Here is a 24,607-nt window from a genome sequence, read left to right as displayed (position 1 = left end):
GCTTTTTTTGATGCAAATGAAAGGTGGATACTTGCATGTCTGACCATATTGAAGTGATTCTTCGAACGATGTTTGCTTTTGCGATTTTATTTGGAGGAGCACGTCTTCTAGGAAAACAAACCATTGCGCAGATGAATATTTTTGATTTTATTGCAGCCATCAGCTTAGGTTCAATTGCAGCAAACCTGGCGTTTAATACAACGCTCCCGCTTCAGCACACAACGATTTCCTTTGTGTCACTTGTCATGATTATTTATGTGATTTCCCTGCTTGCATTAAGAAGCCGAAAGATGAGAGGGCTGATGGCTGGTAAACCAACTCTTGTCATACAAAATGGAAAAATTCTTGAAGGAAATATGAAGGGGATGAGATATACCCTTGATTATTTAAATCAGCAGCTGAGAGAAAAAGACATCTTTGATATTAGTGAAGTTGAATTTGCCATGATTGAAACAGATGGGCATATGTCAGTGAAAAAATACCCTTCGTTTGAAAATGTCACACGGAAGGACCTTCAATTATTCATGAAGGCAGAGCGTTACATGCCGATTGAAGTCATCATGGACGGGAAACTCATCCAAAAAAACATACATGAAAATCATTTAACAGAGCAATGGATAGAAGAAGAGCTTAAAAAAAGGCAGCTGTCCTTAAAGGACATTGTTTATGCTGTCCGTTCAAGTAATGGAAGCTTATATATTGATACATATGAAGACCACATTCAGTCACCAATCGATCAGGAATGAATGTGTAGTGCTGATGACACCTGCATGACACACATTTGACAATCTTTATAAGTCCTTTGGATGTCTTGTGCCTAGGTATCATTTCTCAATTATTATTATTTTCAGAAAATGTGGTGACGGAGTAAAATAAGTGTGTTTAAGTATAAATAGATGAAATTGAAATATTAATATAACATACCGCAAGCGGAATGAACGTTCATTCCTATATTTTTAAGGAGGGGATGAAATGCCAGCAGTGACTGATAAACAAGAACAGATCATGAAAGCTTCGCTGGAACTATTTATAGAACGAGGCTTTGATGGCACCACAATGCCGATGATTTCAAAAAGAGCAAACGTCGGAGCGGGCACCATTTACCGTTATTTCGACAGCAAAGAGGCACTCGTCAATATTTTGTACCAGCGCAGCCTCTCAGCATTTATCGAAAAAATGAACACAAACAGTCCAGATCCAAAGGTAAGTATTCGTGCGTACTTTAAGCATGTATTTTATTGCTTGGTTTTGTTTACAAAGGAGAATCCAAGCGGGCTGTATTTTTTAGAGATTGATAAACGGTCCCATTACTTAGACGAAACGAGCAAAGAGAAAATGCAGCATTTGTTACATGAGCTGTTCCTTATCTTTGAAGAAGGGAAAAAGGATGGAATTCATCCAAACCTCTCAGGCAGAACCATTTTATCGATTGTATTTGGTGCTTTTGTGCAGCTGCATAAACAAATTCTTGCAGAAGAAATAGAGCCAACAATAGAATTTTTAGAGGAGATTGAGCAATGTTTATGGCGCGCCATCAGCGTTGCATCATAAAGAGATAAAGGGAGTGGACATATGAAGCAAACATCAATCATTCCAAAACCAAAAACATACGGACCTTTTAAAAATATTCCCCATATAAAAAAGGGGGAGCTTTCTCAAACTTTTTGGCGGCTGGCAGACGAATTAGGACCGATTTTTCAGTTTGAATTTTCAAATGCAACAAGTATTTTTGTTTCCAGCCATGAACTTGTCCAAGAAGTATTTGATGAGAGCCGTTTTGATAAATTTATTGGGACTAGTCTCAGTAAAGTAAGAGCCTTTGCAGGAGATGGGTTATTTACGAGCTGGACAGAAGAACCGAACTGGAGAAAGGCTCATCAAATTTTGATGCCAGCATTCAGCCAGCAGGCCATGAAGGGCTATCATGAGATGATGCTCGATATTGCCACACAACTCGTGCAAAAATGGCAAAGAACAGGCCGCGATGAAGAAATTGAAGTAGCTGAGGATATGACAAAGCTGACTTTAGATACGATCGGTCTTTGCGGTTTTGATTTTCGCTTTAACAGTTTTTATAAAGAAAACCAGCATCCATTCATTGAAAGCATGCTGAAAGGCTTAAATGAAGCAATGGAGCAGTCGGGCCGATTGCCGATTGCAGATAAACTCATGATCAAAAGAAGAAAAGAATTTGATCAGCATGTCGATTTTATGAAGCAATTAGTAGATGACATTATACAGGAGCGAAGAAAACAAGATAAAACAGGCGATGATTTACTGTCACTTATGCTGCATGCAGAGGACCCTGAAACAGGTGAACGTTTATCTGATGAAAATATCCGTTATCAAATCATCACCTTCTTAATTGCAGGGCACGAAACAACAAGCGGCCTGCTATCCTTTGCGATTTATTTCTTACTAAAGAATCCAGAGAAATTAAAGAAAGCTGTCCAAGAAGCAGATGAGGTGCTGCAAGGCGGATTGCCGACATTTAAACAGGTGCAAAAGCTAAGCTACACTCGTATGGTATTAAATGAAGCCCTTCGCCTCTGGCCAACCGCGCCTACGTTCTCTCTTTATGCGAAAGAGGATACAGTAATCGGGGGGAAATATCCGATTCACAAGAATCAAAGTGTCTCTGTTCTGCTCCCTAAATTACACCGGGATCCAGCGGTATGGGGCGAGGATGCTGAAGAATTTAAACCAGAGCGGTTTACGAATCCTGAGAAAATCCCGCAGCATGCTTACAAGCCTTTTGGGAATGGACAGCGTGCATGTATCGGTATGCAGTTTGCCCTGCATGAAGCTACGATGGTTCTCGCGATGGTTCTGCATAATTTAGAGTTAATTGATCACACATCTTATGAGCTTGATTTAAAAGAATCTCTGACGATTAAACCAAACGATTTCAAAATCAAGGTGCGGCCAAGGAAGCAGCAATTCTTTATGGCACCACCGAAAGAAGAACCGAAGAAAAGCACCAAATCTGGTGAGTCAAAAGTGCCGAGTCACGGTACACCGCTGCTAGTTTTGTACGGATCGAATCTTGGCACAGCAAAGCAAATAGCGAACGAATTGGCGGAAGACGGGAAAGCAAAAGGATTCGAAGTGACCACTGCGCCGCTTGATGAATATACACGCCAATTGCCAGATACAGGTGCTGTCCTCATCGTGACCGCTTCATACAACGGATATCCGCCTGACAATGCGAAGCAATTTGTGGATTGGCTGGCGCAGGATGAGGAGCAGGATTTATCAAACGTGACATTTGCGGTCTTTGGATGCGGAGATCGAAACTGGGCGAGTACGTACCAGCGAATCCCCCGTTTGATTGATGAGGCCCTTGAAAGAAAAGGTGCCAAACGTGTAGCTGATTTAGGAGAAGGTGATGCAGGCGGTGATATGGATGAGGATAAAGAAATCTTCCAGAAAACTGTCTTTGAACAGCTTGCAAAAGAATTTAAGCTCACCTTCCAAGAAAAGGGGAAGGAAAAACCAAACCTATCAGTTGCTTATACGAATGAGCTAGTGGAGCGTCCTGTAGCTAAAATATATGATGCCTTTTCAGCTGTTGTATTGAAAAATGAAGAATTACAATCAGAAACAAGCACGAGGCAGACAAGACATATTGAATTGAAATTGCCTGCTGAAAAAGCATACAAAGAAGGGGATCATATCGGGATTGTACCGAAAAATAGTGATGCACTCGTTCAGCGTGTGACCCGCCGTTTTAAACTAAATCCAGAGCAGCACATCAAGCTTTCATCTGAGAAAGAGGCAAGTCATTTACCATTAGATCAGCCGATTCCAATCAAAGAATTACTCGCCTCACATGTTGAGCTTCAAGAGCCTGCTACACGTACACAGCTAAGAGAGCTCGCAGCACATACGGTATGTCCGCCTCACCGCGTGGAGCTTGAACAAATGGCTGGTGAAGCATATCAAGAAGCCATTTTAAAGAAACGAGTAACCATGCTGGATTTATTAGATCAATATGAAGCGTGCGAGCTACCGTTTGTACACTTTTTGGCGCTTTTACCAGGTTTGAAACCGCGTTATTATTCGATCTCTAGCTCGCCTAAGGTAGATGAAGAAAAAGTCAGTATCACAGTAGCAGTTGTAAAAGATAAAGCGTGGAGTGGCAGAGGAGAATATGCCGGAGTTGCCTCAACCTATTTATGTGGTCTAAAAGAAGGAGAAGAAGTAGCCTGCTTCCTGCATGAAGCGCAAGACGGATTCCAGCTGCCTCCTTCATCAGAAGTGCCGATGATCATGATCGGACCAGGTACAGGAATTGCTCCATTTAGAGGATTTGTTCAGGCAAGAGAAGTGTGGCAGAAAGAAGGAAAGCAGCTAGGCGAAGCCCACTTATATTTTGGCTGCCGTCACCCTGAGGAAGATGATCTATATTTTGATGAAATGCAGCTTGCCGCACAAAACGGAGTTGTCCATATCCATCGTGCTTATTCTCGTTACGATGAGCAAAAAGTATATGTCCAGCATTTGTTGAAAGAAGACGGAGGCATGCTCATCGAATTGCTTGATCAAGAAGCTTATCTGTACGTGTGCGGAGACGGAAAAGTCATGGCCCCAGATGTAGAGGCTACACTAATCGATCTCTATCAAAAAGAGAAACAATGCTCGAAGGAAACAGCTGAAAATTGGCTGACAGCCCTTGCAAATGACAATAGATATGTAAAAGATGTGTGGAGCTGACAAAGAGGAAAGACCGCCAATTAGGCGGTTTTTTTCTGTTCATATAGTAAGAGATCGATAGAATGAAGGTTGGGAAGATACAAAACACCTAATTTAAAAATGAAATATTTTGTAAAAAATAAGAATATTCTCTCATTTACTCCAATATGAAACAATCGTATGATTTTTGATATAGGACATAAAGGAGGAATATGATGAAAAAGGTGAAAATGTTACTCCCTTCTCTTCTCGTTTTTGGTGCTTTAAGTGTGCCTAGTTTTGCCCATGCCACATCAGATTCAGTACTAACGTCTGATTATGACATGGTGACTTCTGATGGAAAAGTGATTTCTTCAAGTGATTTCCACAATGATACGAAAGCCCCCTCATCCTTTGACAAAGTGGATGATCTTTCTTCTACTGTTGGCGAAAAAGTAAAACCACTATCAAAATATTTAAAAGATTTTCAAACAAAAGTCGTCATTGGAGACGATGGTAGAACCAAAGTAGCAAATACAAGAGTAGCACCATACAATTCGATTGCTTATATTACATTTGGCGGCTCCAGCTGTACAGGGACACTCATTGCTCCTAATAAAATTTTGACAAACGGACACTGCGTGTACAATACGGCATCGAGAAGCTATAGTGAAAAAGGAACCGTATATCCAGGTATGAATGATAGTACTGCGGTGAACGGTTCAGCAAAAATGACTGAGTTCTATGTGCCAAGCGGGTATATTAATACTGGTGCAAGCCAATATGACTTTGCCGTAATCAAAACCGATACGAATATTGGCAATACGGTCGGCTACCGATCCATCCGCCAGGTGACAAACTTGACTGGGACAACCATTAAAATCTCAGGATATCCTGGTGATAAAATGAGATCGACTGGCAAGGTGTCACAATGGGAGATGTCAGGTCCTGTGACGAGAGAAGATACGAATCTAGCATACTATACGATTGATACATTCAGCGGAAATTCAGGTTCTGCCATGCTAGATCAGAACCAGCAAATCGTTGGAGTTCATAACGCTGGGTATTCAAACGGAACGATGAATGGCGGTCCAAAAGCGACAGCTGCCTTTGTTGAGTTTATAAACTATGCAAAAGCGCAATAAAAAATAGAGCTTGTTTCCTTCATAGGAGACAAGCTTTTTTGTATGAATTCATTTAATAGAGGGTTCATTTTTTAACCTATGGATTTGAGATTGAGAGCTTCATCAATTTTTTCACATGTCATCCGCGAACCACTCATACATTAAAATGTCACATTTCCTTTAAGTCAAAATCATGCTTGAGATGGATGAGGAGGTCACGCGCTTTTGAAGATGAAAAGATTCTGGATCGCTGCTGTCGCCTTATGTTTTGTGATATGGATGGGCATGTTGTCAGGTGGATTTGGAGAGAAGAAGGCAGCAAAAGGGGCTGATCGATATGATCATGTCGTTCAATTTCCAAAGGAAAGGTACCCTGAAACAGGCAGTCATATTCAAGAAGCCATTCGAAAAGGGCATTCAGATGTGTGTACCATTGACAGGAATGGAGCAGATGCCCGCAGGCAAGAATCATTAAAAGGGATTCCGACAAAACCTGGCTTTGACCGGGATGAATGGCCGATGGCGGTTTGTCTTGAGGGAGGAAAAGGCGCAAGCGTTCAATATGTCAGTCCATCTGATAATAGGGGAGCAGGCTCATGGGTCGGGCACCAAATCAGCGGATTTCCTGATGGGAAAAGAATATTATTCATTGTGAAATAAATCTGAGGAAAAGGCACCCCTCAATCGGGTGCTTTTTTGTATATGATCAGAGCGTATCCGAGCTGGCAGGAAAAAAAGATTCAGTGGTACAATCAATCTATAAGGTACAAAGACTGACAAGAAGAAAATGTGAAGGGACATTTGCTTATGGATAAGAACCGTGCATTATACGATTTTTTTATGCAGCATGCAGAGAAGCTGACTGAAACATGGTATGAATCAATTGAGGACGATGATCCAGAATCGATATATCGTTCAACAGATTCCAGCATCATTGCAGAGCTAAAACGGCAGAATCAAGATTATTACCAGCACTTTATACGAGCTATTATTGAAGACAAGACATATTTACATACTGAATTTAAAAAATGGTCTGAGGATTTAGCCAGTGATCCGAAGCATTTAAATACACCATTAGATTATGTCGTAAGAGAATACATGTCCAATCAAAGAGTCGTTCTGCATTACTTAAAAGAATTTATTAAACAGCGTCAAGGTGACATTGATATTGATCGCATTTTTTATTGGTATGATTTAATTTCCGAAGCGTTTAATATATCAATCCATGTGTTTATCCAGCAATATGTGAAAAATACAACGAAGAAGCTTGTGGCTCAAAGAGATATGATTTATGAATTGAGTTCACCGGTGATTGTTTTAAAAAGCCAGATTGCGTTGTTGCCTTTAGTAGGTGATATTGACACAGCGAGAGCAAAGATTATTTTAGAAAATACGCTAAAACAGTGCTCGCAAAAAGGGGTTCAGCATTTATGTATTGATCTATCTGGTGTTGTCATTATTGATACAATGGTGGCTCATCAAATCTTTGATCTTGTCACGTCACTTCGATTAATTGGAGTAGAGACGACCATTTCAGGAATTAGACCAGAAATTGCTCAAACAGCAGTACAGCTCGGGCTTCCATTTAATGAATTTCGCACGGCATCATCACTTGCTCACGCGCTGGACCGCATGACTGAATTTTCTCCAATATAAAAACCAGGCCGATGAGAGGCCTGGTTTTTTATTTAGATGACAGCGTCAATTTGTGTGACTTTCCAATCTTTTTGTACTTTTTCGTACGTAACAGTTCGTTTTACTTTGCGTCCATCAAGTGTTGGGACAGTAAATTCATATGTGCGGACTGTTTGTTTTTTAGAAACAAGTTTAGGTGTGGCTTTTTCCCAATTGAGCATGTTGTCTCCGTCACCGACTGGAACAGCCATTTTGCCTTTATGAACAATAAACTGATAATCTTTTAAACCATGTTTGATGGCATCTTGAGTGAACACTTGAGATAGGTAGCTGTTTAATTTTTTCTTTGTATCAAATGTTTTAGAAAGATAGTTGTATGTCATATCTTTATAGGTAAATGATTTTAATTTGTAATTAGAATGTTCTTTAATTTTGTAGCCTGACATTGCACTCCAAAAATGTTCTCTTGCATCAAGGGCAATATGTAACGCTTCTTTATTTGTCAAAGCGGCTGATTTCTTGGAAGCGGCCAATGTTGTTGTTTGTAATGAGATCATAAGCATAATAGCAGTTAATAAAACAAATAATTTTTTCAAGGCAATTGCCTCCTTTTCTCAATGAAAACTTCTTATGTTACAAATGTTACAATAATTACAGTGATATTACAAGTATTAAATCTAAATGTTTTTTATTTCTTTTGTTTCTAATAATATAACGTTTGAGGGAGACAAAAAGTTTTCATTTTTTTTATTTTTCTTCTTAATGATTATTTAACCGTTCTAAAGAAGAACGAAACGTCTTTTGGAAAAATTTCTATTTAGACGTTTAACACACTTTTTTTATTTATGACATATACTGTCGTGATGAATGTCTAAAGAAAGTGGTGTTTAATATGTATCATCCGTATGAAGGTGTGTGGAATGGGTACTCATATGATAGGCAGATGCAGGGGTTTCCATCTGTTGGTATTCCTTCAGGTGGAGGGTTTCCTGGATTTCCGACTGGAGGAGGAGGTACTTGGCCAGGGCAAGGTTCAGGCGGACACTCAGCCCCGCCGGCACCGCCGCAGCATATCATTTCGCAGTATCAGCAAGCACTCTCGCAGCCACAGAGTATGCAGTCGCTTATATCTGGGCACGGTGTTGGCGGAGGCCATCAAACTGTACAATTTGCAGCGGGATGTAATAGAAGATGGACAATTGTGTTTTTGAGAAACGGTCAAGTATTTTTGATGTATATCCTTTCCTCACAGCCATTTGGCCGAACCACTGGCTTTATATGGCCGAACTTTACATTTGGTTCCTTCCCAAGTTCAAGTATTCTTGCCTATTCTTGTGCATAAGAAAAAGCCGGTTCTCATCAGCAGCTGATGAAATACCGGCTTTTTTTAATGAATATTTCGAAATACGCCAATCACTTTACCTAGTATACTCACATTCTGTAAAATAATCGGTTCCATTGATGGGTTCTCTGGCTGTAATCTAAAGTGTGTATCTTCTTTATAAAAGCGTTTCACTGTCGCTTCATCTTCCTCTGTCATGGCGACCACAATATCTCCATTGTTAGCGGTGCTTTGCTGACGCACAATGACATAGTCCTTGTCCAAAATACCTGCATCAATCATACTTTCTCCCATAATTTCAAGCATAAACACTTGTTCATCTGGTGCTGCAAAAGTCTCTGGAAGAGGGAAGTATTCTTCTACATTTTCAACAGCGGTGATAGGAAGACCGGCCGTTACTTTTCCGATGACTGGAACGTTCATTACAGCACTCTTTGGAATATTCATTTCCTCTTCATCTAGTACTTCGATCGCTCTAGGTTTTGTCGGGTCTCTTCTAATTAAGCCCTTTGTTTCTAGTCTAGCTAAATGTCCATGGACCGTTGAACTGGATGCTAGACCGACAGCTTCTCCAATTTCACGGACGGATGGGGGATAGCCCTTGCTTTTTACTTCATCTTTGATGAATTTCAGGATATCGAGTTGTCTTTTTGATAGCTTCGTCATCTTTTGCACCTCAAAACGTCAATTTTAAAGAAATTATAGCATGTTTTTCCTAACAGTACAAACATAGGTTCGAAAAAAACGTTTGACAGAAACGTTTGTTCGTATTTATAATGAGTGACAGAAAGAGCGAACACATATTCTATTAGGAGAGATGACATTATGAGGTTAAAAGAATCTATTATTTTTATTGGGGTATTCTCATTCATCGTTGGCATATTTCTCTCACTTATTGCAGTCACAAGCCATAATGATTCAAATCAGTATGTTAAAATAGAGGTTCAATCAGGTGATACTCTTTGGGGATTAGCTGATCAAGTAAACGACAGCAAATCAATCGACAAAAATGCATTTATTGACTGGGTTACTGAACACAATGATCTTGCTTCAACTGAAATCCAGCCTGGCGACATTCTTGTCATACCCGTCAAAAAAGAGCATCCAGTCGTATATCAGCTTGCAACAGTACAATAGAAAGGTCGATTTGAGACATGAACGCAATCATTTATGCGAGAGTAAGCACTGTCAAAGAGGAGCAGGAAACCTCGCTGAAAAGACAAGAAGAAGAACTGCTGGCGTTAGCTGCCATGCACAAGATGAATGTGGTCAAAGTCATCAAAGAAAAAGCAAGTGGATATGATTTAGATCGTGATGGTGTGTTTGAAATGCTTGCTACACTGAAGGAAGAGTCAATCGATGCCGTTCTGATCCAGGATGAAACACGTCTTGGAAGAGGACAAGCAAAAATTGCGCTCCTTCATTGTCTATTTAAAGAGAGCGTAAAGGTATACAGCGTGTTTCATAGAGGAGAGCTTGAGCTTTCAGAAGCAGATGAAATGGTCATTGAGATTGTAGGAGTCGTCGAAGAGTATCAACGGAAAATTCATAACCTGAAAATCAAGCGGGGAATGAAAAGGGCAGTTGAGCGCGGATATCAGCCTGAACTGAATTTAAGGCAGCAGGACCATGCACCTGGCCGTGAGCGTATTGAAGTGCCGATTTCAGAAATTGTTCGATTAAGAAAAAACAACATGACATTCGCCGAAATTGCCGCAACTCTTCAGGCATTAGGTTTTGACATTTCAAAAGCAACGGTGCATAGAAGGTATCAAGAATATGAAAAAGGTCTTATAACCTAAAGCGTGATTTGTTGTCAAAATGATTGATATTTAGTAGTATGTAGAGAAAATGCTTTAAAGGAGTTTGTCATGATTTCTAAAGAACAGCTTGCAAGAATAAATGAGCTTTCAAAAAAGTCGAAAGAGACCGGTTTATCAGACGCTGAAAAAACAGAACAAAAGCAGTTGAGAGAAGAGTATTTGAAAGCTTTTCGTTCTTCTATGAAAAATACACTTAAAACTGTCAAGATTGTTGATCCTGAAGGAAACGATGTCACACCAGAAAAATTAAAAAGAGAAAAAGATCAGAACCTTCATTAAGGCTTTGATTTCTTGAATTTTGAAAAGATGGGAAGATTATTCTCGTCTTTTTTCATATTTGCATAACTTTTTAGGTGATCGATAAACTAAATGTGACAAAATCCTTCTTTTTCAGCGTGAAATAGTTGTGAAAAAAGGACAGTAGATTTATGATAATGGTGTACACAAGATACGGAAGGGGATTTATATGGAAACGATTGAATTGAAATCTATTGCAACAATACGTACTCTCTCCATAGACGCAATTGAAAAAGCGAATTCCGGTCACCCAGGAATGCCGATGGGTGCTGCACCAATGGCGTACGCTTTATGGACGAATCACTTAAACGTAAGTCCGCAAAATCCAAATTGGTTTAACAGAGACCGCTTTGTTTTATCTGCGGGACATGGTTCTATGCTTCTATACAGCATGCTTCATTTAAGCGGATACAATCTGAGCATCGATGATCTAAAACAATTCCGCCAATGGGGAAGCAAAACACCTGGACATCCTGAATTTGGACACACAGAAGGCGTAGATGCCACAACAGGTCCTTTAGGCCAGGGAATTGCTATGGCAGTAGGGATGGCACTTGCAGAAAGACATCTTGCGGAAACGTATAACAAAGACAACTTTCAGGTTGTAGATCACTATACATACAGCATTTGCGGAGATGGAGACTTAATGGAGGGGATTTCCTCTGAAGCTGCTTCACTTGCTGGTCATTTAGGCTTAGGCCGTTTAATCGTTCTTTACGATTCAAATGACATTTCTTTAGATGGCGACTTAGATCGTTCATTCTCTGAAAATGTGAAGAATCGTTTTGAAGCGATGAACTGGGAAGTTCTTTACGTGAAAGACGGCAACAACATCGAAGAAGTAACAGCTGCTATTGAAAAGGCGAAACAAAGCACAGACAGACCTACTTTAATCGAAGTGAAAACAACAATCGGTTTCGGTTCGCCAAACCGTGCGGGAACGTCTGGTGTGCATGGTGCACCTCTTGGCAGCGAGGAAGCTAAGCTGACGAAGGATGCTTACTCTTGGACGTTTGAAGAAGATTTCCATGTACCTTCTGAAGTGTACGATCATTTCAAAGAAGCTGTCAAAGACGCTGGTCAGAAAAAAGAAGCAGCTTGGAATGAGCTGTTTGCGCAATACGAAAAAGAATATCCAGAGCTGGCAGCACAGCTGAAGCTTGCGATTGAAGGAAAGCTTCCTGAAAATTGGGACCAAGAGGTTCCTGTTTATGAAGCAGGTTCAAGCCTTGCCTCCCGCGCTTCTTCAGGCGAAGTGTTAAATGGTATTGCAAAGCAAGTACCTTTCTTTATTGGCGGGTCTGCTGACCTTGCTGGATCAAACAAAACAACGATTAAAAACACGGATGATTTCGGTAAAAATAATTATGCCGGCAAAAACATTTGGTTCGGTGTGAGAGAATTTGCAATGGGTGCGGCGCTCAACGGTATGGCACTTCACGGCGGTCTTCGTGTATTCGGCGGAACGTTCTTTGTTTTCTCAGATTACTTAAGACCAGCGATTCGTCTTGCTGCCTTAATGGGACTTCCAGTCACATACGTCTTTACTCATGATAGTATCGCTGTTGGTGAAGATGGTCCAACACATGAACCGGTTGAACAGCTTGCTTCACTGCGTGCGATGCCTAACCTTTCCGTTATTCGCCCAGCAGATGGAAATGAAACAGCTGCAGCGTGGAAACTAGCTGTATCTTCAACGGATAAACCGACTGCACTAGTTCTTACTCGTCAAAACCTTCCAACGATTGACCAGGCACCAGAGAAGGCATATGAGGGAGTAGAAAAGGGTGGATACGTTGTGGTTGAAGCAGCTGATGCACAGCCAGAAGCACTTCTACTCGCTTCAGGATCTGAGGTTGGTTTAGCCATTGAAGCGCAAAAGGCACTTGAAAAAGAGGGTATCCGCGCATCTGTTGTCAGCCTTCCTGCATGGGATCGCTTCGATCAGCAGTCAGACGAATACAAAGAATCCGTTCTTCCTAAAGCAGTACGTGCACGTATTGCGATTGAAATGGGTGCGTCACTTGGCTGGGAGCGTTACACTGGCCTTGACGGTGACGTGATTGCAATTGATAAATTTGGCGCTTCTGCACCAGGTGAAACCATTATCGAGAAATACGGATTTACTGTCAGCAATGTAGTCAGCCGTGTGAAAGCGAAGCTGAATAAATAAACGAACTCCAAGCATCATGCTTTTTTGCTATCTGTTTGCAGAGCATTTTCATCCGCTCTGCAAACTTTTTTCTTTTTTCTTGTTTTTTTGACAAAACTAGTTTCTTCTTGCTTCATATATAGACAATTCTTTCTTTCACATTTTTGTATAATACAAGCAATAAACGAGATTGACGAAATGTGAAAGGAAGGGATAGACATGGAACGCCATTATTATATTTATTGGATTGAGGATGAATTTGCACATCACTATTTTGGCAGGGAATCTATTTTGTTTCATTTGTTTGAGTCGTTACACTGGACGAATCGCACCGACGATGAGTTAGTTATGCTTGTGAAGCAAGTGGATTATGTGACGAAACGAATCCCTGCTTTTCATATGCACCAGCGTCTCATGAATAACTTAACGAACATTCACTATACACAAATAGGCTCGATTTACAGCGCTTCCTTACCAGATGGAAAAGGAACCGCAGCATTTATTATTAAAGACCGGTATATCCAAATGTCTGCGACTGGTAGTTATGAGGCAGAAGCGGTGTTTTTTGAAGTGCTGAGAAAAATCAGCCCTTGTTTTCTTGCGATGGACTTTAGTTCAAAGAAGCACGGGTGGCTTAATCCAGTAAAAGTGAGGAATTTTGTTTAAAAAAATAAAATTGAACGTGAAATGTTGTATAATAGCCTTTTGTTTAGTACACTTTATACGAGACAACATGAAGGAGGAAGAATTATGGATTTATGGGTTGTCATCCTTGTAGGCGTTGTTGCACTGCTTGCAGGAGTTGCACTCGGATTCTTTATTGCTCGTAAGTATATGATGAGCTATTTGAAAAAGAATCCACCGATTAATGAACAAATGCTTCGAATGATGATGATGCAAATGGGCATGAAACCGTCCCAGAAGAAAATCAATCAAATGATGAAAGCCATGAACAACCAAGCGAAATAATACGTACGATATTATGATCATAGATGGAACATGGTTATAAAGAATGGACAAGCGTTGTCCTTTCTTTATTCAATTCACCTTCATCAGACGCTTAAAACCACTGTACTTGCATGAATGAAGCAGGGAAGGTGGTTTTTATTATGGCGTCAAGCAGCTTGTAAAAAACAAAAAACCCCTATGTCAGAGGTTTTTGTTTCGTTTATGGTCACCATATCAACTGTTCTAATAATTGTGCGGCATGATTGATATCATGAAGTATGATTAGTTGGCTGAGTTTGAGTGTAAGTGTCGTTGATATTGTAAGAGGAGATGATCTAGCTGCTGGCTATGCTCAATGGTCACTGTTGATGTCATCCCATTGTGCAAGACAACTTTCATCAGCTCTTCTCTTTTTTCTTCGATTTGAGTTAATAATGATGTTTTTACCAAAGTCATGTTCCTTTCATGCAAATCTTGATAAAAAGAATCGATTCTATTATATCCATTTTAAGGTTTATTTTCAAATTTAAAGGATTCATTATCTTGATGTCAAATTAAATTATATAAGGTTTTAAGAGAATAGACCATCTTTATTGAGGTGATGTAAAAAAAATGAAATGATTTTGTCATCTCTTATTGTATATTGTAAGAAGGGGGTGTTCTTTTGACAGATTTGAATTACTTTTTAGCATTTGGAGCAGGATTTCTTTCTTTTATTTCACCTTGCTGTCTGCCGCTTTATCCAGCGTTTTTATCGTATATTACGGGCGTTAGTATAGATGAAGTGAAATCTGAGAAGGTGATGCTGAGAAGAAGAAGTCTGCTTCACACATTATTCTTTTTAGTTGGGTTCTCTATTATATTTATTGCGATAGGCTTTGGGACATCGTTTGTCGGGAAGTTTTTTAATGATTATCATCAAGCGATTCGTCAAATTGGAGCCATCCTCATTATTTTCTTTGGTTTTATGACTCTTGGCGTATTTAAGCCCTCTTTCCTCATGGGCGAAAAGAGAATACAGTTCAAAAATCGTCCTGCTGGTTTTTTTGGATCCATTCTCATCGGAATGGGCTTTGCCGCTGGATGGACACCTTGTACTGGACCTATTTTATCCGCTGTCATCACACTGGCAAGTAACAATCCTGAGTCGGCGGTCATGTATATGATTGCGTATATATTGGGATTTGCCGTCCCGTTTTTTATTCTCTCCTTTTTCATTACGAAAATGGGATGGATCAGAAAGCGTCAGCAGCTTATCATGCGAATCGGCGGGATCATTATGATCGTGGTAGGGATTTTGCTGTTCTTTGATCTTCTCACATGGATTATCATCATGTTCTCATCATTGTTTGGCGGCTTTACAGGCTTTTGAAATCGTTTTCTACAGTCGCGGCGAATGGTTTTTTTTCGTCAATTGGAGTATATTATACATAGGCTGACCTTAAAGAATAAAGGAATGATTTGATATGATGATCTTGATCTCTTCTATAATAGCGATATGTATGGCGGTGGCCGTCATGTTTATTCGCATTAAGTCATCTGCAAAACCTGCAACTGCGAAAAAAATTATTTTACCTCCTATTTTCATGAGCACTGGCGCACTGATGTTTTTTGTTCCTATGTTTCGGGTAACTGGAGCTGAATTTCTAGAAGCGATCACAGTGGGGATGTTTTTCTCTATATTTTTAATTAAAACATCGAAGTTTGAAATTAGAGGCAATGACATTTACTTAAAGCGGTCAAAAGCATTTGTGTTTATTCTCATTGGACTTCTTGTCCTTCGTATCGGAATGAAGACCATCCTAAGTTCTTCTATTAATTATGGTTCATTAAGCGGAATGTTTTGGATTCTTGCCTTTGGCATGATCGTGCCTTGGCGGGTTGCTATGTATTTGTCGTTTAGAAAGCTGTCTAAACAATTAGATCCGCAGCAGATTCAAATGAATTAAACCTCCTTTTTAAAAAAGGAGGTTACATATTGTTGACAAAGGGCTAAAATGATCTTTTATTTTAGCCCTTTGTCTTCTTTTCAGCGTGATAGAAAACCTTTGCAGTCTAGGAAGGACCAGCACCGAAGCGGAGCGAATTTGACATTCGTGAGCATCGGCGCGCAGACCTGACACCGAATGCGAGGGTTTGTCTACACGCTGAAACCTCCTTTTAATAAAGGAGGTTATTTTAATAACGATTCATATGGCGAGTGATCGATGTTTTTTTCTTGAAGGCGCTTCAATAAAAACTTATGATCCCGCTTTGGTGTAGCCATAATGTAGCCGCGAATGATTAAGTCTAAATTAATGCTGGCAGCCTGTTCTTTTAATGCCAGCTCGCCAATTTTACCCGCAATTTTCTCTTTAGCAACATCTCTAAACAGCTCTGGAACAGGTAATACGAGTTCATTTAACAGCTGTTTGTCCTCATCCCGCCATAGGTGAAGGCTCTTTTGAATATATTCATCCTGCCAATCAAGCTCTGATTTCCCATCTTCCTTTGGCAATCGTTTTAAAAATTTGCGAAACATAAAAAAGCCACCGATTGCGAGTAATCCGATCATCACTGTACCCCAAAATAAAATGAACCACAAAAACCAGCCGCTTAACATGTTCTCACTCCTTATACCCCTTATCTCTCTATTTTATATTACATGAAGAGAGGATAGAAGAAAATAACAAAAATGTATGTCTATTATCTCTATAAACGCCCTTTTTCATTGATAGCCGCCCATTTACTAGAATGACCCAAACCGATTAGTAGAAAAAGAATACATTATCATATAGCGATTCTACTATTTGGCCATGGTGGTTCGCAAAAGGTATTGACTTGAAACGAACGGGAAGAGAGCCCACCTATATGAAGGTGGGCTCTTAATGTTTGAAGTGCGGGATTTGAAAGGAAAATGCACCGCTTGGATGGTCGGAACATTTTTTAATTTTTATCGATATGATTTGGTTTTCATAATCTGTTTCAATGTCTTTGTCGTTTAAATAAAAAGGGAGCATCACGCTTTTTTCAATTGGCTGTTCGCCTTCACCGTTTGGCTTTTGTACTGTGTAAGTCAACGTCAGCTCATGTCCAGCGAAGGTCAGCTTTACATCAGTGATCGATAAGGTGGAGACATCGATTTCGATAATATAATCACGGCTTGTTTCATAAAGATCAATTGGGAGGTGTTCATCATACCAGGCAAATGGATCATCCATTAAAACATTGAGCCAATCATCTATTTCAAGGAAATCAGAGGAATTCGATTGCTTTTCATTCTCCATAAACACTCCTCCATCACATCTCATAATAAATCATATGATGAAAATGGAAATGTGTGAAAGACCTAAAACATCCCGTGTGGTCACGGGATGAGAGGGGAAAGATTACATATCATGATGAGAATTGTGCTTTTGTCTCGTATGGTTGCGGTTTTTCACTTTTTTACTGCCTGATAACGGCTCAGGCTGACCGCCTTGATGCTCCTTAGGAGAGTTTTGACGGATGTCTTTCCCTGTGTTTTTATTCGTCATGATGTTTGGCTCCTTCTTATTGATTCTTTTTGCGTTTTTTATTGTTTTGTCTTTGTTCTTCTGTTAAAACGAGTTGATCATCTTCCGTATAGCCTGCGCCATTACCTTGGCTTTTGGCTGCGTTCATGCCTTCAATGACATGATTTGCTTTACGTTTTGTCATGTTCTTTCACCTCATTTGTAGTATGAACCCGCTGCGCTTCGTTTATGAAGAGTAATCATTTCCTAATGATAAGTTAAACTTATTGAATTTAATAAAAGCATTGTTATTTACTTATGTATGAATTTGTTTTAAGATGAAATTGTGAGAAAATTGTGGTGAAATACGACGATTTTTCTGAGAATTGAAATTGATCTTGATCATCAAAAGGGGGATTTTGGACATGTCGAAACAGCAGCAAGTCGCTAAACAAGACGCTTTTCAATCTAGAAAAACGTTTTCGACAAATGGGAAAACGTATCACTATTATTCGTTAGAAGCACTAGAGAAACAAGGAATCGGAAATGTTTCTAAGCTGCCTTATTCCATTAAGGTACTTTTAGAATCAGTGCTTCGCCAAGTAGACGGTAGAGTGATCAAGAAGGAACACGTTGAAAACTTGGCAAAATGGGGAACTGCCGAGGTAAAAGAAATTGATGTTCCATTTAAACCTTCTCGTGTTATTTTACAAGACTTCACGGGTGTACCAGCCGTCGTTGACCTTGCTTCTTTAAGAAAAGCAATGGCAGATGTAGGTGGGGATCCGGATAAAATTAACCCTGAAATTCCAGTTGACCTTGTTATTGACCACTCAGTACAAGTTGATAAAGCTGGAACTGAAGATGCATTAAACATTAACATGGATTTAGAATTCGAACGTAACGCAGAGCGTTATAACTTCCTTAGCTGGGCAAAGAAAGCGTTTAACAACTACCAAGCTGTTCCGCCTGCAACAGGAATTGTTCACCAAGTGAACTTAGAGTATCTTGCAAGTGTTGTTCATGCAATTGAAGAAGATGGCGAGATCATCACATACCCAGATACATTAGTTGGAACTGACTCTCATACAACGATGATTAACGGTATCGGTGTACTTGGATGGGGCGTTGGCGGTATCGAAGCGGAAGCTGGTATGCTTGGTCAGCCTTCATACTTCCCAGTACCAGAAGTTATTGGTGCTAAATTAGTTGGAGAGCTTCCAAACGGAACGACTGCAACTGACCTTGCATTAAAAGTCACACAAGTCCTTCGTGAAAAAGGCGTAGTAAACAAGTTCGTTGAGTTCTTCGGACCGGGTGTTGCTCAATTGCCATTAGCAGATCGTGCAACAATTGCGAACATGGCGCCAGAATACGGTGCTACTTGTGGATTCTTCCCAGTAGATGAAGAAGCGCTTGCTTACCTTCGCCTTACTGGACGTGATGAAGAGCAAATTAATATCGTTGAAGAATATTCTCGTGCAAATGGCTTATTCTATACGCCAGATGCAGAAGAACCAATTTTTACTGATGTTGTGGAAATTGATCTTTCTAAAATTGAGTCAAACTTATCTGGTCCTAAACGTCCACAAGATTTGATTCCACTTTCTCAAATGAAAGAGACGTTCCATAAACACATCGAAAGCCCAGCTGGTAACCAAGGGTTTGGCTTAGATAAATCAGAGCTTGATAAACAAATCGAATTTGATCTTGCAAACGGTGAAAAAGCTGTGATGAAGACAGGTGCGATTGCGATTGCAGCCATTACGAGCTGTACGAATACATCGAACCCATACGTGTTAATCGGAGCAGGTCTTGTCGCGAAGAAAGCAAGTGAGCTTGGTATGAAAGTGCCAAACTACGTGAAAACGTCACTAGCGCCGGGTTCTAAAGTTGTAACAGGATACCTTGTGAATTCAGGACTTCTTCCATATTTAAGAGACCTCGGATTTAACATTGTAGGGTATGGCTGTACAACTTGTATCGGAAACTCAGGACCGCTTGAGAAAGAAATTGAAGATGCTGTCTCTGAAAATGATCTGCTGATCACTTCTGTTTTATCAGGTAACCGTAACTTTGAAGGTCGTATCCATCCACTTGTGAAAGGGAACTACCTTGCATCTCCACCATTAGTTGTGGCTTATGCACTTGCAGGTACGGTGAATATTGATTTAACAAAAGATCCTATCGGTGTCGATAAAAATGGCGAAAACGTTTATTTCAATGACATTTGGCCATCAATGGACGAAATCAACAGCGTCGTTAAAAGCACTGTCACACCTGAGCTATTCCGTTCAGAGTATGAAACTGTTTTTGACAACAATGACCGCTGGAATGAAATTAAAACGACGGATGATGCATTGTACAAATGGGATGAAAATTCCACATACATTGATAACCCGCCATTCTTTGAAAACCTATCAGTTGAACCTGGTAAAGTTGAACCACTTAAAGGCTTGCGCGTAGTTGCGAAGTTCGGTGACTCTGTTACAACTGACCATATTTCTCCTGCTGGAGCGATTGGTAAGGACACACCGGCGGGCAAATACTTGCAAGAAAGAGGCGTGTCGCCTAGAGACTTTAACTCATATGGATCTCGCCGTGGTAACCACCATGTCATGATGAGAGGTACTTTTGCAAACATCCGTATTAAGAACCAAATTGCACCAGGAACAGAAGGCGGCTATACAACTTACTGGCCAACTGGTGAAGTGACATCCATTTATGATGCATGCATGCGCTATAAAGAAGATGGAACAGGTCTTGCGATCTTAGCAGGTAAAGATTACGGAATGGGTTCTTCACGTGACTGGGCTGCAAAAGGAACAAACCTTCTTGGAATTAAATTTGTTCTAGCTGAAAGCTTTGAGCGTATCCACAGAAGTAACCTTGTCTTCATGGGCGTACTTCCTTTGCAGTTTAAAGACGGAGAAAGTGCAGAAACTCATGGTCTAACAGGAACAGAAACATTTGAAGTTCATGTTGACGAAACAGTTCGTCCGCGTGATCTCGTCACTGTGAAAGCAATTGACACAGATGGCAACGAGAAAACATTTGAAGTGGTCGTTCGCTTTGACAGTGAAGTTGAAATTGACTACTATCGTCATGGCGGTATCCTTCAAATGGTACTTCGCGAAAAATTGGCAAGCAACTAATACAGCAAAGAAGAGAAGGCGATTCAACAGCTTTCTCTTCTTTTTTAAAATAGTGGAGGATCAATCATGTGGAAAAAAGGAATGGCAAGCGCTGTTTTACTTGTGTTGATTGGTTTACTTGCGTGGAATTTATTTGGGCCAAAAGAGCCCGCAATCGGTCTTGAAAAAGGGGATCAAGCCCCTGATTTCGAACTAAAAACCCTTGACGGCAAAACCGCCTCGTTATCTGATTACCGAGGGAAAAAGGTGCTCGTCAATTTCTGGGCGACATGGTGTAAGCCGTGCAGGACAGAAATGCCGGATCTAGACGCAATTAGGAGCGAAAATGACCAAGTTGAAGTACTAGCGGTGAATTTGACGACCACTGAAAAGAGTGTGGATCATGTGGCAGCATTCACAAAAGAATTAAAGCTGAGCTTTCCTGTTTTATTGGACCAAAAAGGCATTCAAGCAAGATATCAGGTTCTTTCATACCCAACGACCTACATATTAGATGAAAAAGGACGTATCATGTCTGTGAAGCATCAAATGCTGACAAAAAAAGAAATTGAAAAAGAGCTGGATCTATAATGATTCAGCTCTTTTTGCTTATTTTCCAAATGTTTTGGCGAAAATGTAATCATACATATATGGAGGTGAGTGGAATGAGAAGAAGAAAACGACGCACATTTGAAGAGCTTGTGCTTGAAAATAAAAAAGAATTATTAAGCAATGAGGAATTTTTAAACCAGCTCGAAGAAAAGTTGGAAGAACGATTTAGACAAAAATAAGTCATGAATTATCCGTTTTCGTTCATCCTAAAGAAGAGGGAGGGATGAATAATGGGTAGAGAGCATGATAAACAAGCGCAGTTTACACCAGACCATTTAGGGACAAAACCTGTAGCATACAAACGGAATAAAGGTAAAAAGATGCATAATAAATCAAATGAACAGCCAGATGTGATACAGACAAAGGGCGAATAAGGAGGGGAATCATCATGAATAACGAGTCATATCAATCCAATCCAGATGATCGATCTGATAATGTTGAAAAGCTGCAAGATATGATCGAGAACACACTTGACAATATCGATGAATCTGAAGCAGCGATGTCCGTTTCGACAGAGACAGAAAAGCAAATGATCAAACAAAAAAACGAAAACCGCAAAATGAGTATTGACGCGATGCGTTCTGAGATCAAAGACGAAGAAGCAGCAAGAAAGAATGGCTATACTGAATAAACCAGGGATTCCTGGTTTATTTTATTGCCTCTTTTTAGAAGAACCATTTGGAATGTGGTAAAATGGCAGAGACAGACCTTAGGTTTTGATAGGAGAGCGATGAAAACGTGTATGTATCCAAAAAAGAAATAGAAGTCCGTTATGCAGAAACAGATCAAATGGGCATCGTATATCATGCCAATTATTTAATCTGGATGGAAGTCGGCAGAACAGCATTGATTAAAGAATTAGGTTTTTCCTATGCGCAGCTAGAAGCAGACGGTGCTCTTGCACCTGTTATAGACTTGCAGGTTCAATATAAAAAACCATTGTTGTATGGTGAAACAGCAACCGTTCATACATGGATTGAAGAATATAATGGTGTCAAAACGGTGTATGGCTATGAAATTCAAAAACCTGATGGACAAACAGCGATTACAGGGACAACCTCACATATTTGTGTAGATAAAGACACCTTTAGACCTATTCAATTTAGAAAAGCCTTTCCTGCTTGGCATAAAGTATATGAACAGTCGAAGAAGCAGGTTTAATTTATGGCTTTTGGTATTAAACGAAGCGATTTAAACGCTTGGAAAACAGCTGTCCAGGAAGGAAAAGTTGCTTTTTTAACACACTACTGGCTCGATGACCGTTTTCCAAATGCCAATACCGTCACAAAAGCAGCCTGTCAGGATATGAAGCGGTTAGTTGAGTGGGGAGAAAGACATGGACTAAAAAAAGAATGGATTCATGACCGCGAAGGGTTTCCTCACTTTGACTTGATCGGTGAGCCGCAAAAAAGAATTCTGCAAAAGGAACGGTCTTTAGGAAACATTCAAGAGTATGGGCTATATATTGAAGTGTAAAACAAAAAAGATACCCGAGGGATGAGGTATCTTTTTTGTTTATTCATAATGAAATTCTGGTTCTTTCACGGACTCGTTATAATCAATATGCAGATCATGGTTGTCAAAGTACCAAATATCACTTTCCTCAATAAAGAAAGTAATACCTTCTATTTCAGCGGTTGCGCCGGCATTTTGAGGTTCATCTTTTGCGACGCCGAGAGAAAAGCCTTTTTGTACATTACTGCACCCGCCATATCTCACAAAAAAGCGAACTTGATCACCTTTTTCTAAATCTAATTCATCCTTGTACCAATTGAGTGCATCTTCTTTTATTGTTAATTTCAATGTGATCGCCCCTTTTTGAAGTCATGCTGTTTTTAAAATGCAGGATGCAAAAACAGCTTTTCTTTACTTTTACCACATATTTAAATGGATGAAACGGCTAGAGCCATTTGATTTTCGGTTCAGTTTTGTTGAGAATTCGTTTGAGGTTGGCGATGTGTCTGTAAATCACAAAGCCAGCAAGAACGGCAACAACAATGATTAAGAATAGGTCTTTGGTGAATATGCTGTAAATGAATGTATAGATACCGGTCAGCATAGATGATAGTGAAACATATTTACTAATGTATAAAAATAAGAAAAAAGCAGCGATCATCGTGATAAATAGGAATGGGGCATAATATAGCAGCACACCGCCTGATGTAGCGACTGCCTTTCCCCCTTTAAATTTTGCAAAGACAGGAAAGCTGTGACCGATAACAGCAGCAACTCCTGCTAATAAGGGATGGATGTCCAGCTGCATGAAAAACGGTAAAGCTGAAGCAAGCGTCCCTTTTAGGATATCAGCAGTAATCACAATAGACCCTGCTTTTACGCCGAGTGTACGAAATGCATTCGTTGCACCTAGATTTCCGCTGCCATGTTCACGGATATCGATTCCCTTTGCAGCTTTCCCGACAATGAGACCGGATGGAATACTGCCGAGAAGATAAGCCAAAATAAACATCAAAGCAATTAACATCTGCATAACTCCTTTATATTCTCCCTCTTGTCTTACATTTTAACATGATCTTGTGAAAAACATGGGGAACTTTTTTTGAAAAAATCGAAAGCAGATGGATTCAGCTTTGTTTTTAAGCAGAAATTCGCTAAAATAGAGGAAAAGGGAGTGTCTGGATGAACAATCCTACGAAAGAAGAAATTGGCCGTATATTAAAGAGCAGTAAACGAATTGCTGTTGTTGGATTATCAGATCAACCGCACCGGACGTCTTATATGGTGTCTAAAGCGATGCAGAATGCCGGTTATGAAATCATCCCAGTGAATCCAACAATCAATGAAGCACTCGGTGTGAAAGCAGTCGCTTCTTTAAAAGACATAAAAGAGCCTGTTGATATCGTCAATGTCTTTAGACGTTCAGAGTTTTTGCCAGAGGTGGCAGAAGAGTTTCTCCAAATAGACGCACCTGTTTTTTGGGCGCAGCAAGGCATATATCACGATGAAGCGAAAAGGCTGATTGAGGAAAATGGCAAGGTCGCCATCATGGATTTATGTATCAAGGTGGCTCATGCAATGACAAAAACTCATTAATTCGTCAAAAATCCTTGGTTTTTCAAGGATTTTTGCTTTTTTGTTGCAGAAATATATTTGCGATTCTAGAAGAAAGCGATAAAATAAGGCGACAGGGACATATCGGCGGCCTTGCATATCGAGAAAAAGAGCGATAAGATAAATATAGAACACTTGTTCTGTTTTGCTAAAACCATCATATGATTGCATTTGGCTTATGAAACAGTCTTGTTTATAATGGACTTCTAGTTCTGATTGCAGAATGTAGAATGATTCTCATAGCTGTGCAAAAGAGCATGTATTGGTGAATCACACATGCATGGTGATGATGCAGCTTATTAAAGTGGACAGTAATGAGCAGCA

Annotated in this window: 32 protein-coding genes; 23 read left to right on the top strand and 9 right to left on the bottom strand. The window is 40.0% G+C overall.

Annotated features, from left to right (window positions below; translation table 11 throughout):
* Nucleotides 1-35 precede the first annotated feature (35 nt).
* From QSJ46_RS09585 to QSJ46_RS09560, 6 genes are all read left to right on the top strand, one after another.
* Nucleotides 36-746, top strand: coding sequence for a DUF421 domain-containing protein (locus QSJ46_RS09585; protein WP_107163734.1), 711 nt, complete (start codon nt 36-38; stop codon nt 744-746).
* Nucleotides 747-972: 226 nt separating this feature from the next.
* Nucleotides 973-1,551 (top strand): TetR/AcrR family transcriptional regulator, encoded by a 579-nt coding sequence (locus QSJ46_RS09580; RefSeq protein WP_039178892.1) that lies wholly within the window; start codon nt 973-975, stop codon nt 1,549-1,551.
* 21 nt (nt 1,552-1,572) lie between these two features.
* A complete protein-coding gene (locus tag QSJ46_RS09575; RefSeq protein ID WP_285604647.1) occupies nt 1,573-4,716 on the top strand; it encodes a bifunctional cytochrome P450/NADPH--P450 reductase in 3,144 nt (1,047 codons plus the stop codon).
* A 194-nt stretch (nt 4,717-4,910) separates the two neighbouring features.
* Nucleotides 4,911-5,819, top strand: coding sequence for a trypsin-like serine peptidase (locus QSJ46_RS09570; protein ID WP_041085128.1), 909 nt, complete (start codon nt 4,911-4,913; stop codon nt 5,817-5,819).
* Between the two features lie 258 nt (nt 5,820-6,077).
* Entirely contained in the window at nt 6,078-6,458 is a 381-nt protein-coding gene (locus QSJ46_RS09565) for a NucA/NucB deoxyribonuclease domain-containing protein (protein WP_285604789.1), read from the top strand.
* A gap of 147 nt (nt 6,459-6,605) precedes the next feature.
* Nucleotides 6,606-7,454, top strand: a complete 849-nt coding sequence (locus QSJ46_RS09560) for an STAS domain-containing protein (RefSeq protein ID WP_039178899.1) — start codon at nt 6,606-6,608, stop codon at nt 7,452-7,454.
* A gap of 32 nt (nt 7,455-7,486) precedes the next feature.
* Here QSJ46_RS09560 and QSJ46_RS09555 read toward each other — a convergent pair whose 3' ends face one another.
* Nucleotides 7,487-8,029 (bottom strand): IseA DL-endopeptidase inhibitor family protein, encoded by a 543-nt coding sequence (locus QSJ46_RS09555; protein WP_039178902.1) that lies wholly within the window; start codon nt 8,027-8,029, stop codon nt 7,487-7,489.
* 296 nt (nt 8,030-8,325) lie between these two features.
* Between QSJ46_RS09555 and QSJ46_RS09550 the strand changes: the two genes are divergently transcribed.
* On the top strand, nt 8,326-8,775 hold the full coding sequence (locus QSJ46_RS09550) for a hypothetical protein (RefSeq protein WP_107163737.1): 450 nt from the start codon (nt 8,326-8,328) through the stop codon (nt 8,773-8,775).
* 45 nt (nt 8,776-8,820) lie between these two features.
* Here the strand turns inward: QSJ46_RS09550 and lexA are convergent, their stop codons facing one another.
* Nucleotides 8,821-9,441, bottom strand: a complete 621-nt coding sequence (gene lexA, locus QSJ46_RS09545; protein WP_024425129.1) for a transcriptional repressor LexA — start codon at nt 9,439-9,441, stop codon at nt 8,821-8,823.
* 159 nt (nt 9,442-9,600) lie between these two features.
* Here lexA and yneA point away from each other — a divergent pair, with 159 nt between their 5' ends.
* From yneA to QSJ46_RS09515, 6 genes are all read left to right on the top strand, one after another.
* Nucleotides 9,601-9,912 (top strand): cell division suppressor protein YneA, encoded by a 312-nt coding sequence (gene yneA / locus QSJ46_RS09540; protein ID WP_024425130.1) that lies wholly within the window; start codon nt 9,601-9,603, stop codon nt 9,910-9,912.
* Nucleotides 9,913-9,929: 17 nt separating this feature from the next.
* Nucleotides 9,930-10,577, top strand: a complete 648-nt coding sequence (locus tag QSJ46_RS09535) for a YneB family resolvase-like protein (protein ID WP_285604645.1) — start codon at nt 9,930-9,932, stop codon at nt 10,575-10,577.
* 69 nt (nt 10,578-10,646) lie between these two features.
* Nucleotides 10,647-10,877, top strand: a complete 231-nt coding sequence (locus QSJ46_RS09530; protein WP_024425132.1) for a DUF896 domain-containing protein — start codon at nt 10,647-10,649, stop codon at nt 10,875-10,877.
* Between the two features lie 187 nt (nt 10,878-11,064).
* Entirely contained in the window at nt 11,065-13,068 is a 2,004-nt protein-coding gene (gene tkt / locus QSJ46_RS09525; protein ID WP_039178912.1) for a transketolase, read from the top strand.
* Between the two features lie 198 nt (nt 13,069-13,266).
* Complete coding sequence (sirA, locus tag QSJ46_RS09520; protein WP_024425134.1) at nt 13,267-13,713, top strand: sporulation inhibitor of replication protein SirA; 447 nt, start codon at nt 13,267-13,269, stop codon at nt 13,711-13,713.
* Between the two features lie 84 nt (nt 13,714-13,797).
* Nucleotides 13,798-14,016, top strand: coding sequence for a YneF family protein (locus tag QSJ46_RS09515; RefSeq protein ID WP_003212379.1), 219 nt, complete (start codon nt 13,798-13,800; stop codon nt 14,014-14,016).
* Between the two features lie 261 nt (nt 14,017-14,277).
* Here QSJ46_RS09515 and QSJ46_RS09510 read toward each other — a convergent pair whose 3' ends face one another.
* Nucleotides 14,278-14,451 carry an aspartyl-phosphate phosphatase Spo0E family protein gene (locus QSJ46_RS09510; protein WP_369810454.1) on the bottom strand — a complete coding sequence of 58 codons (174 nt, stop codon included), beginning with the start codon at nt 14,449-14,451 and terminating at the stop codon, nt 14,278-14,280.
* A gap of 208 nt (nt 14,452-14,659) precedes the next feature.
* On the opposite strand from QSJ46_RS09510, the gene QSJ46_RS09505 reads away from it, so the two are divergent.
* Nucleotides 14,660-15,367 carry a cytochrome c biogenesis CcdA family protein gene (locus QSJ46_RS09505; RefSeq protein ID WP_047203109.1) on the top strand — a complete coding sequence of 236 codons (708 nt, stop codon included), beginning with the start codon at nt 14,660-14,662 and terminating at the stop codon, nt 15,365-15,367.
* Between the two features lie 94 nt (nt 15,368-15,461).
* Nucleotides 15,462-15,944, top strand: a complete 483-nt coding sequence (locus QSJ46_RS09500; RefSeq protein ID WP_285604644.1) for a CcdC family protein — start codon at nt 15,462-15,464, stop codon at nt 15,942-15,944.
* Nucleotides 15,945-16,168: 224 nt separating this feature from the next.
* Here QSJ46_RS09500 and QSJ46_RS09495 read toward each other — a convergent pair whose 3' ends face one another.
* From QSJ46_RS09495 to sspO, 4 genes are all read right to left on the bottom strand, one after another.
* Nucleotides 16,169-16,597 carry a DUF2621 domain-containing protein gene (locus QSJ46_RS09495; RefSeq protein ID WP_024427086.1) on the bottom strand — a complete coding sequence of 143 codons (429 nt, stop codon included), beginning with the start codon at nt 16,595-16,597 and terminating at the stop codon, nt 16,169-16,171.
* Between the two features lie 262 nt (nt 16,598-16,859).
* Nucleotides 16,860-17,261, bottom strand: coding sequence for an Hsp20/alpha crystallin family protein (locus tag QSJ46_RS09490; RefSeq protein ID WP_047203111.1), 402 nt, complete (start codon nt 17,259-17,261; stop codon nt 16,860-16,862).
* 102 nt (nt 17,262-17,363) lie between these two features.
* On the bottom strand, nt 17,364-17,510 hold the full coding sequence (locus QSJ46_RS09485; protein WP_003211331.1) for a small acid-soluble spore protein P: 147 nt from the start codon (nt 17,508-17,510) through the stop codon (nt 17,364-17,366).
* Between the two features lie 16 nt (nt 17,511-17,526).
* Complete coding sequence (sspO, locus tag QSJ46_RS09480; RefSeq protein ID WP_047203112.1) at nt 17,527-17,673, bottom strand: small acid-soluble spore protein O; 147 nt, start codon at nt 17,671-17,673, stop codon at nt 17,527-17,529.
* 220 nt (nt 17,674-17,893) lie between these two features.
* Between sspO and acnA the strand changes: the two genes are divergently transcribed.
* The 7 genes from acnA (at nt 17,894) to QSJ46_RS09445 (ending at nt 22,690) form a co-directional block, all read left to right on the top strand.
* Complete coding sequence (gene acnA, locus QSJ46_RS09475; RefSeq protein WP_039178925.1) at nt 17,894-20,623, top strand: aconitate hydratase AcnA; 2,730 nt, start codon at nt 17,894-17,896, stop codon at nt 20,621-20,623.
* 66 nt (nt 20,624-20,689) lie between these two features.
* Complete coding sequence (locus QSJ46_RS09470) at nt 20,690-21,193, top strand: TlpA family protein disulfide reductase (RefSeq protein WP_047203113.1); 504 nt, start codon at nt 20,690-20,692, stop codon at nt 21,191-21,193.
* A gap of 74 nt (nt 21,194-21,267) precedes the next feature.
* Entirely contained in the window at nt 21,268-21,393 is a 126-nt protein-coding gene (locus QSJ46_RS09465; RefSeq protein ID WP_003211002.1) for an FbpB family small basic protein, read from the top strand.
* 51 nt (nt 21,394-21,444) lie between these two features.
* Nucleotides 21,445-21,588: an acid-soluble spore protein N gene (locus QSJ46_RS09460; protein WP_008357830.1), complete on the top strand. Its 144-nt coding sequence runs from the start codon at nt 21,445-21,447 to the stop codon at nt 21,586-21,588.
* A 14-nt stretch (nt 21,589-21,602) separates the two neighbouring features.
* Nucleotides 21,603-21,845, top strand: coding sequence for a small acid-soluble spore protein Tlp (gene tlp, locus QSJ46_RS09455; protein ID WP_024427090.1), 243 nt, complete (start codon nt 21,603-21,605; stop codon nt 21,843-21,845).
* A gap of 107 nt (nt 21,846-21,952) precedes the next feature.
* A complete protein-coding gene (locus tag QSJ46_RS09450) occupies nt 21,953-22,375 on the top strand; it encodes an acyl-CoA thioesterase (protein WP_024425143.1) in 423 nt (140 codons plus the stop codon).
* Nucleotides 22,376-22,378: 3 nt separating this feature from the next.
* Complete coding sequence (locus QSJ46_RS09445) at nt 22,379-22,690, top strand: hypothetical protein (protein WP_039178934.1); 312 nt, start codon at nt 22,379-22,381, stop codon at nt 22,688-22,690.
* A 39-nt stretch (nt 22,691-22,729) separates the two neighbouring features.
* Here the strand turns inward: QSJ46_RS09445 and QSJ46_RS09440 are convergent, their stop codons facing one another.
* Both QSJ46_RS09440 and plsY read right to left on the bottom strand, forming a co-directional pair.
* Nucleotides 22,730-23,017, bottom strand: a complete 288-nt coding sequence (locus QSJ46_RS09440; RefSeq protein WP_024425145.1) for a HesB/YadR/YfhF family protein — start codon at nt 23,015-23,017, stop codon at nt 22,730-22,732.
* A 97-nt stretch (nt 23,018-23,114) separates the two neighbouring features.
* Nucleotides 23,115-23,696: a glycerol-3-phosphate 1-O-acyltransferase PlsY gene (plsY, locus tag QSJ46_RS09435; protein ID WP_285604643.1), complete on the bottom strand. Its 582-nt coding sequence runs from the start codon at nt 23,694-23,696 to the stop codon at nt 23,115-23,117.
* A 155-nt stretch (nt 23,697-23,851) separates the two neighbouring features.
* Here plsY and QSJ46_RS09430 point away from each other — a divergent pair, with 155 nt between their 5' ends.
* Nucleotides 23,852-24,265 (top strand): CoA-binding protein, encoded by a 414-nt coding sequence (locus QSJ46_RS09430; protein ID WP_285604642.1) that lies wholly within the window; start codon nt 23,852-23,854, stop codon nt 24,263-24,265.
* Nucleotides 24,266-24,607 lie beyond the last annotated feature (342 nt).

The sequence above is a fragment of the Bacillus sp. YKCMOAS1 genome, from assembly GCF_030268125.1.
Lineage (GTDB): Bacteria > Bacillota > Bacilli > Bacillales > Bacillaceae > Bacillus > Bacillus safensis.
This window is presented reverse-complemented; position numbering and strand designations above follow the sequence as displayed.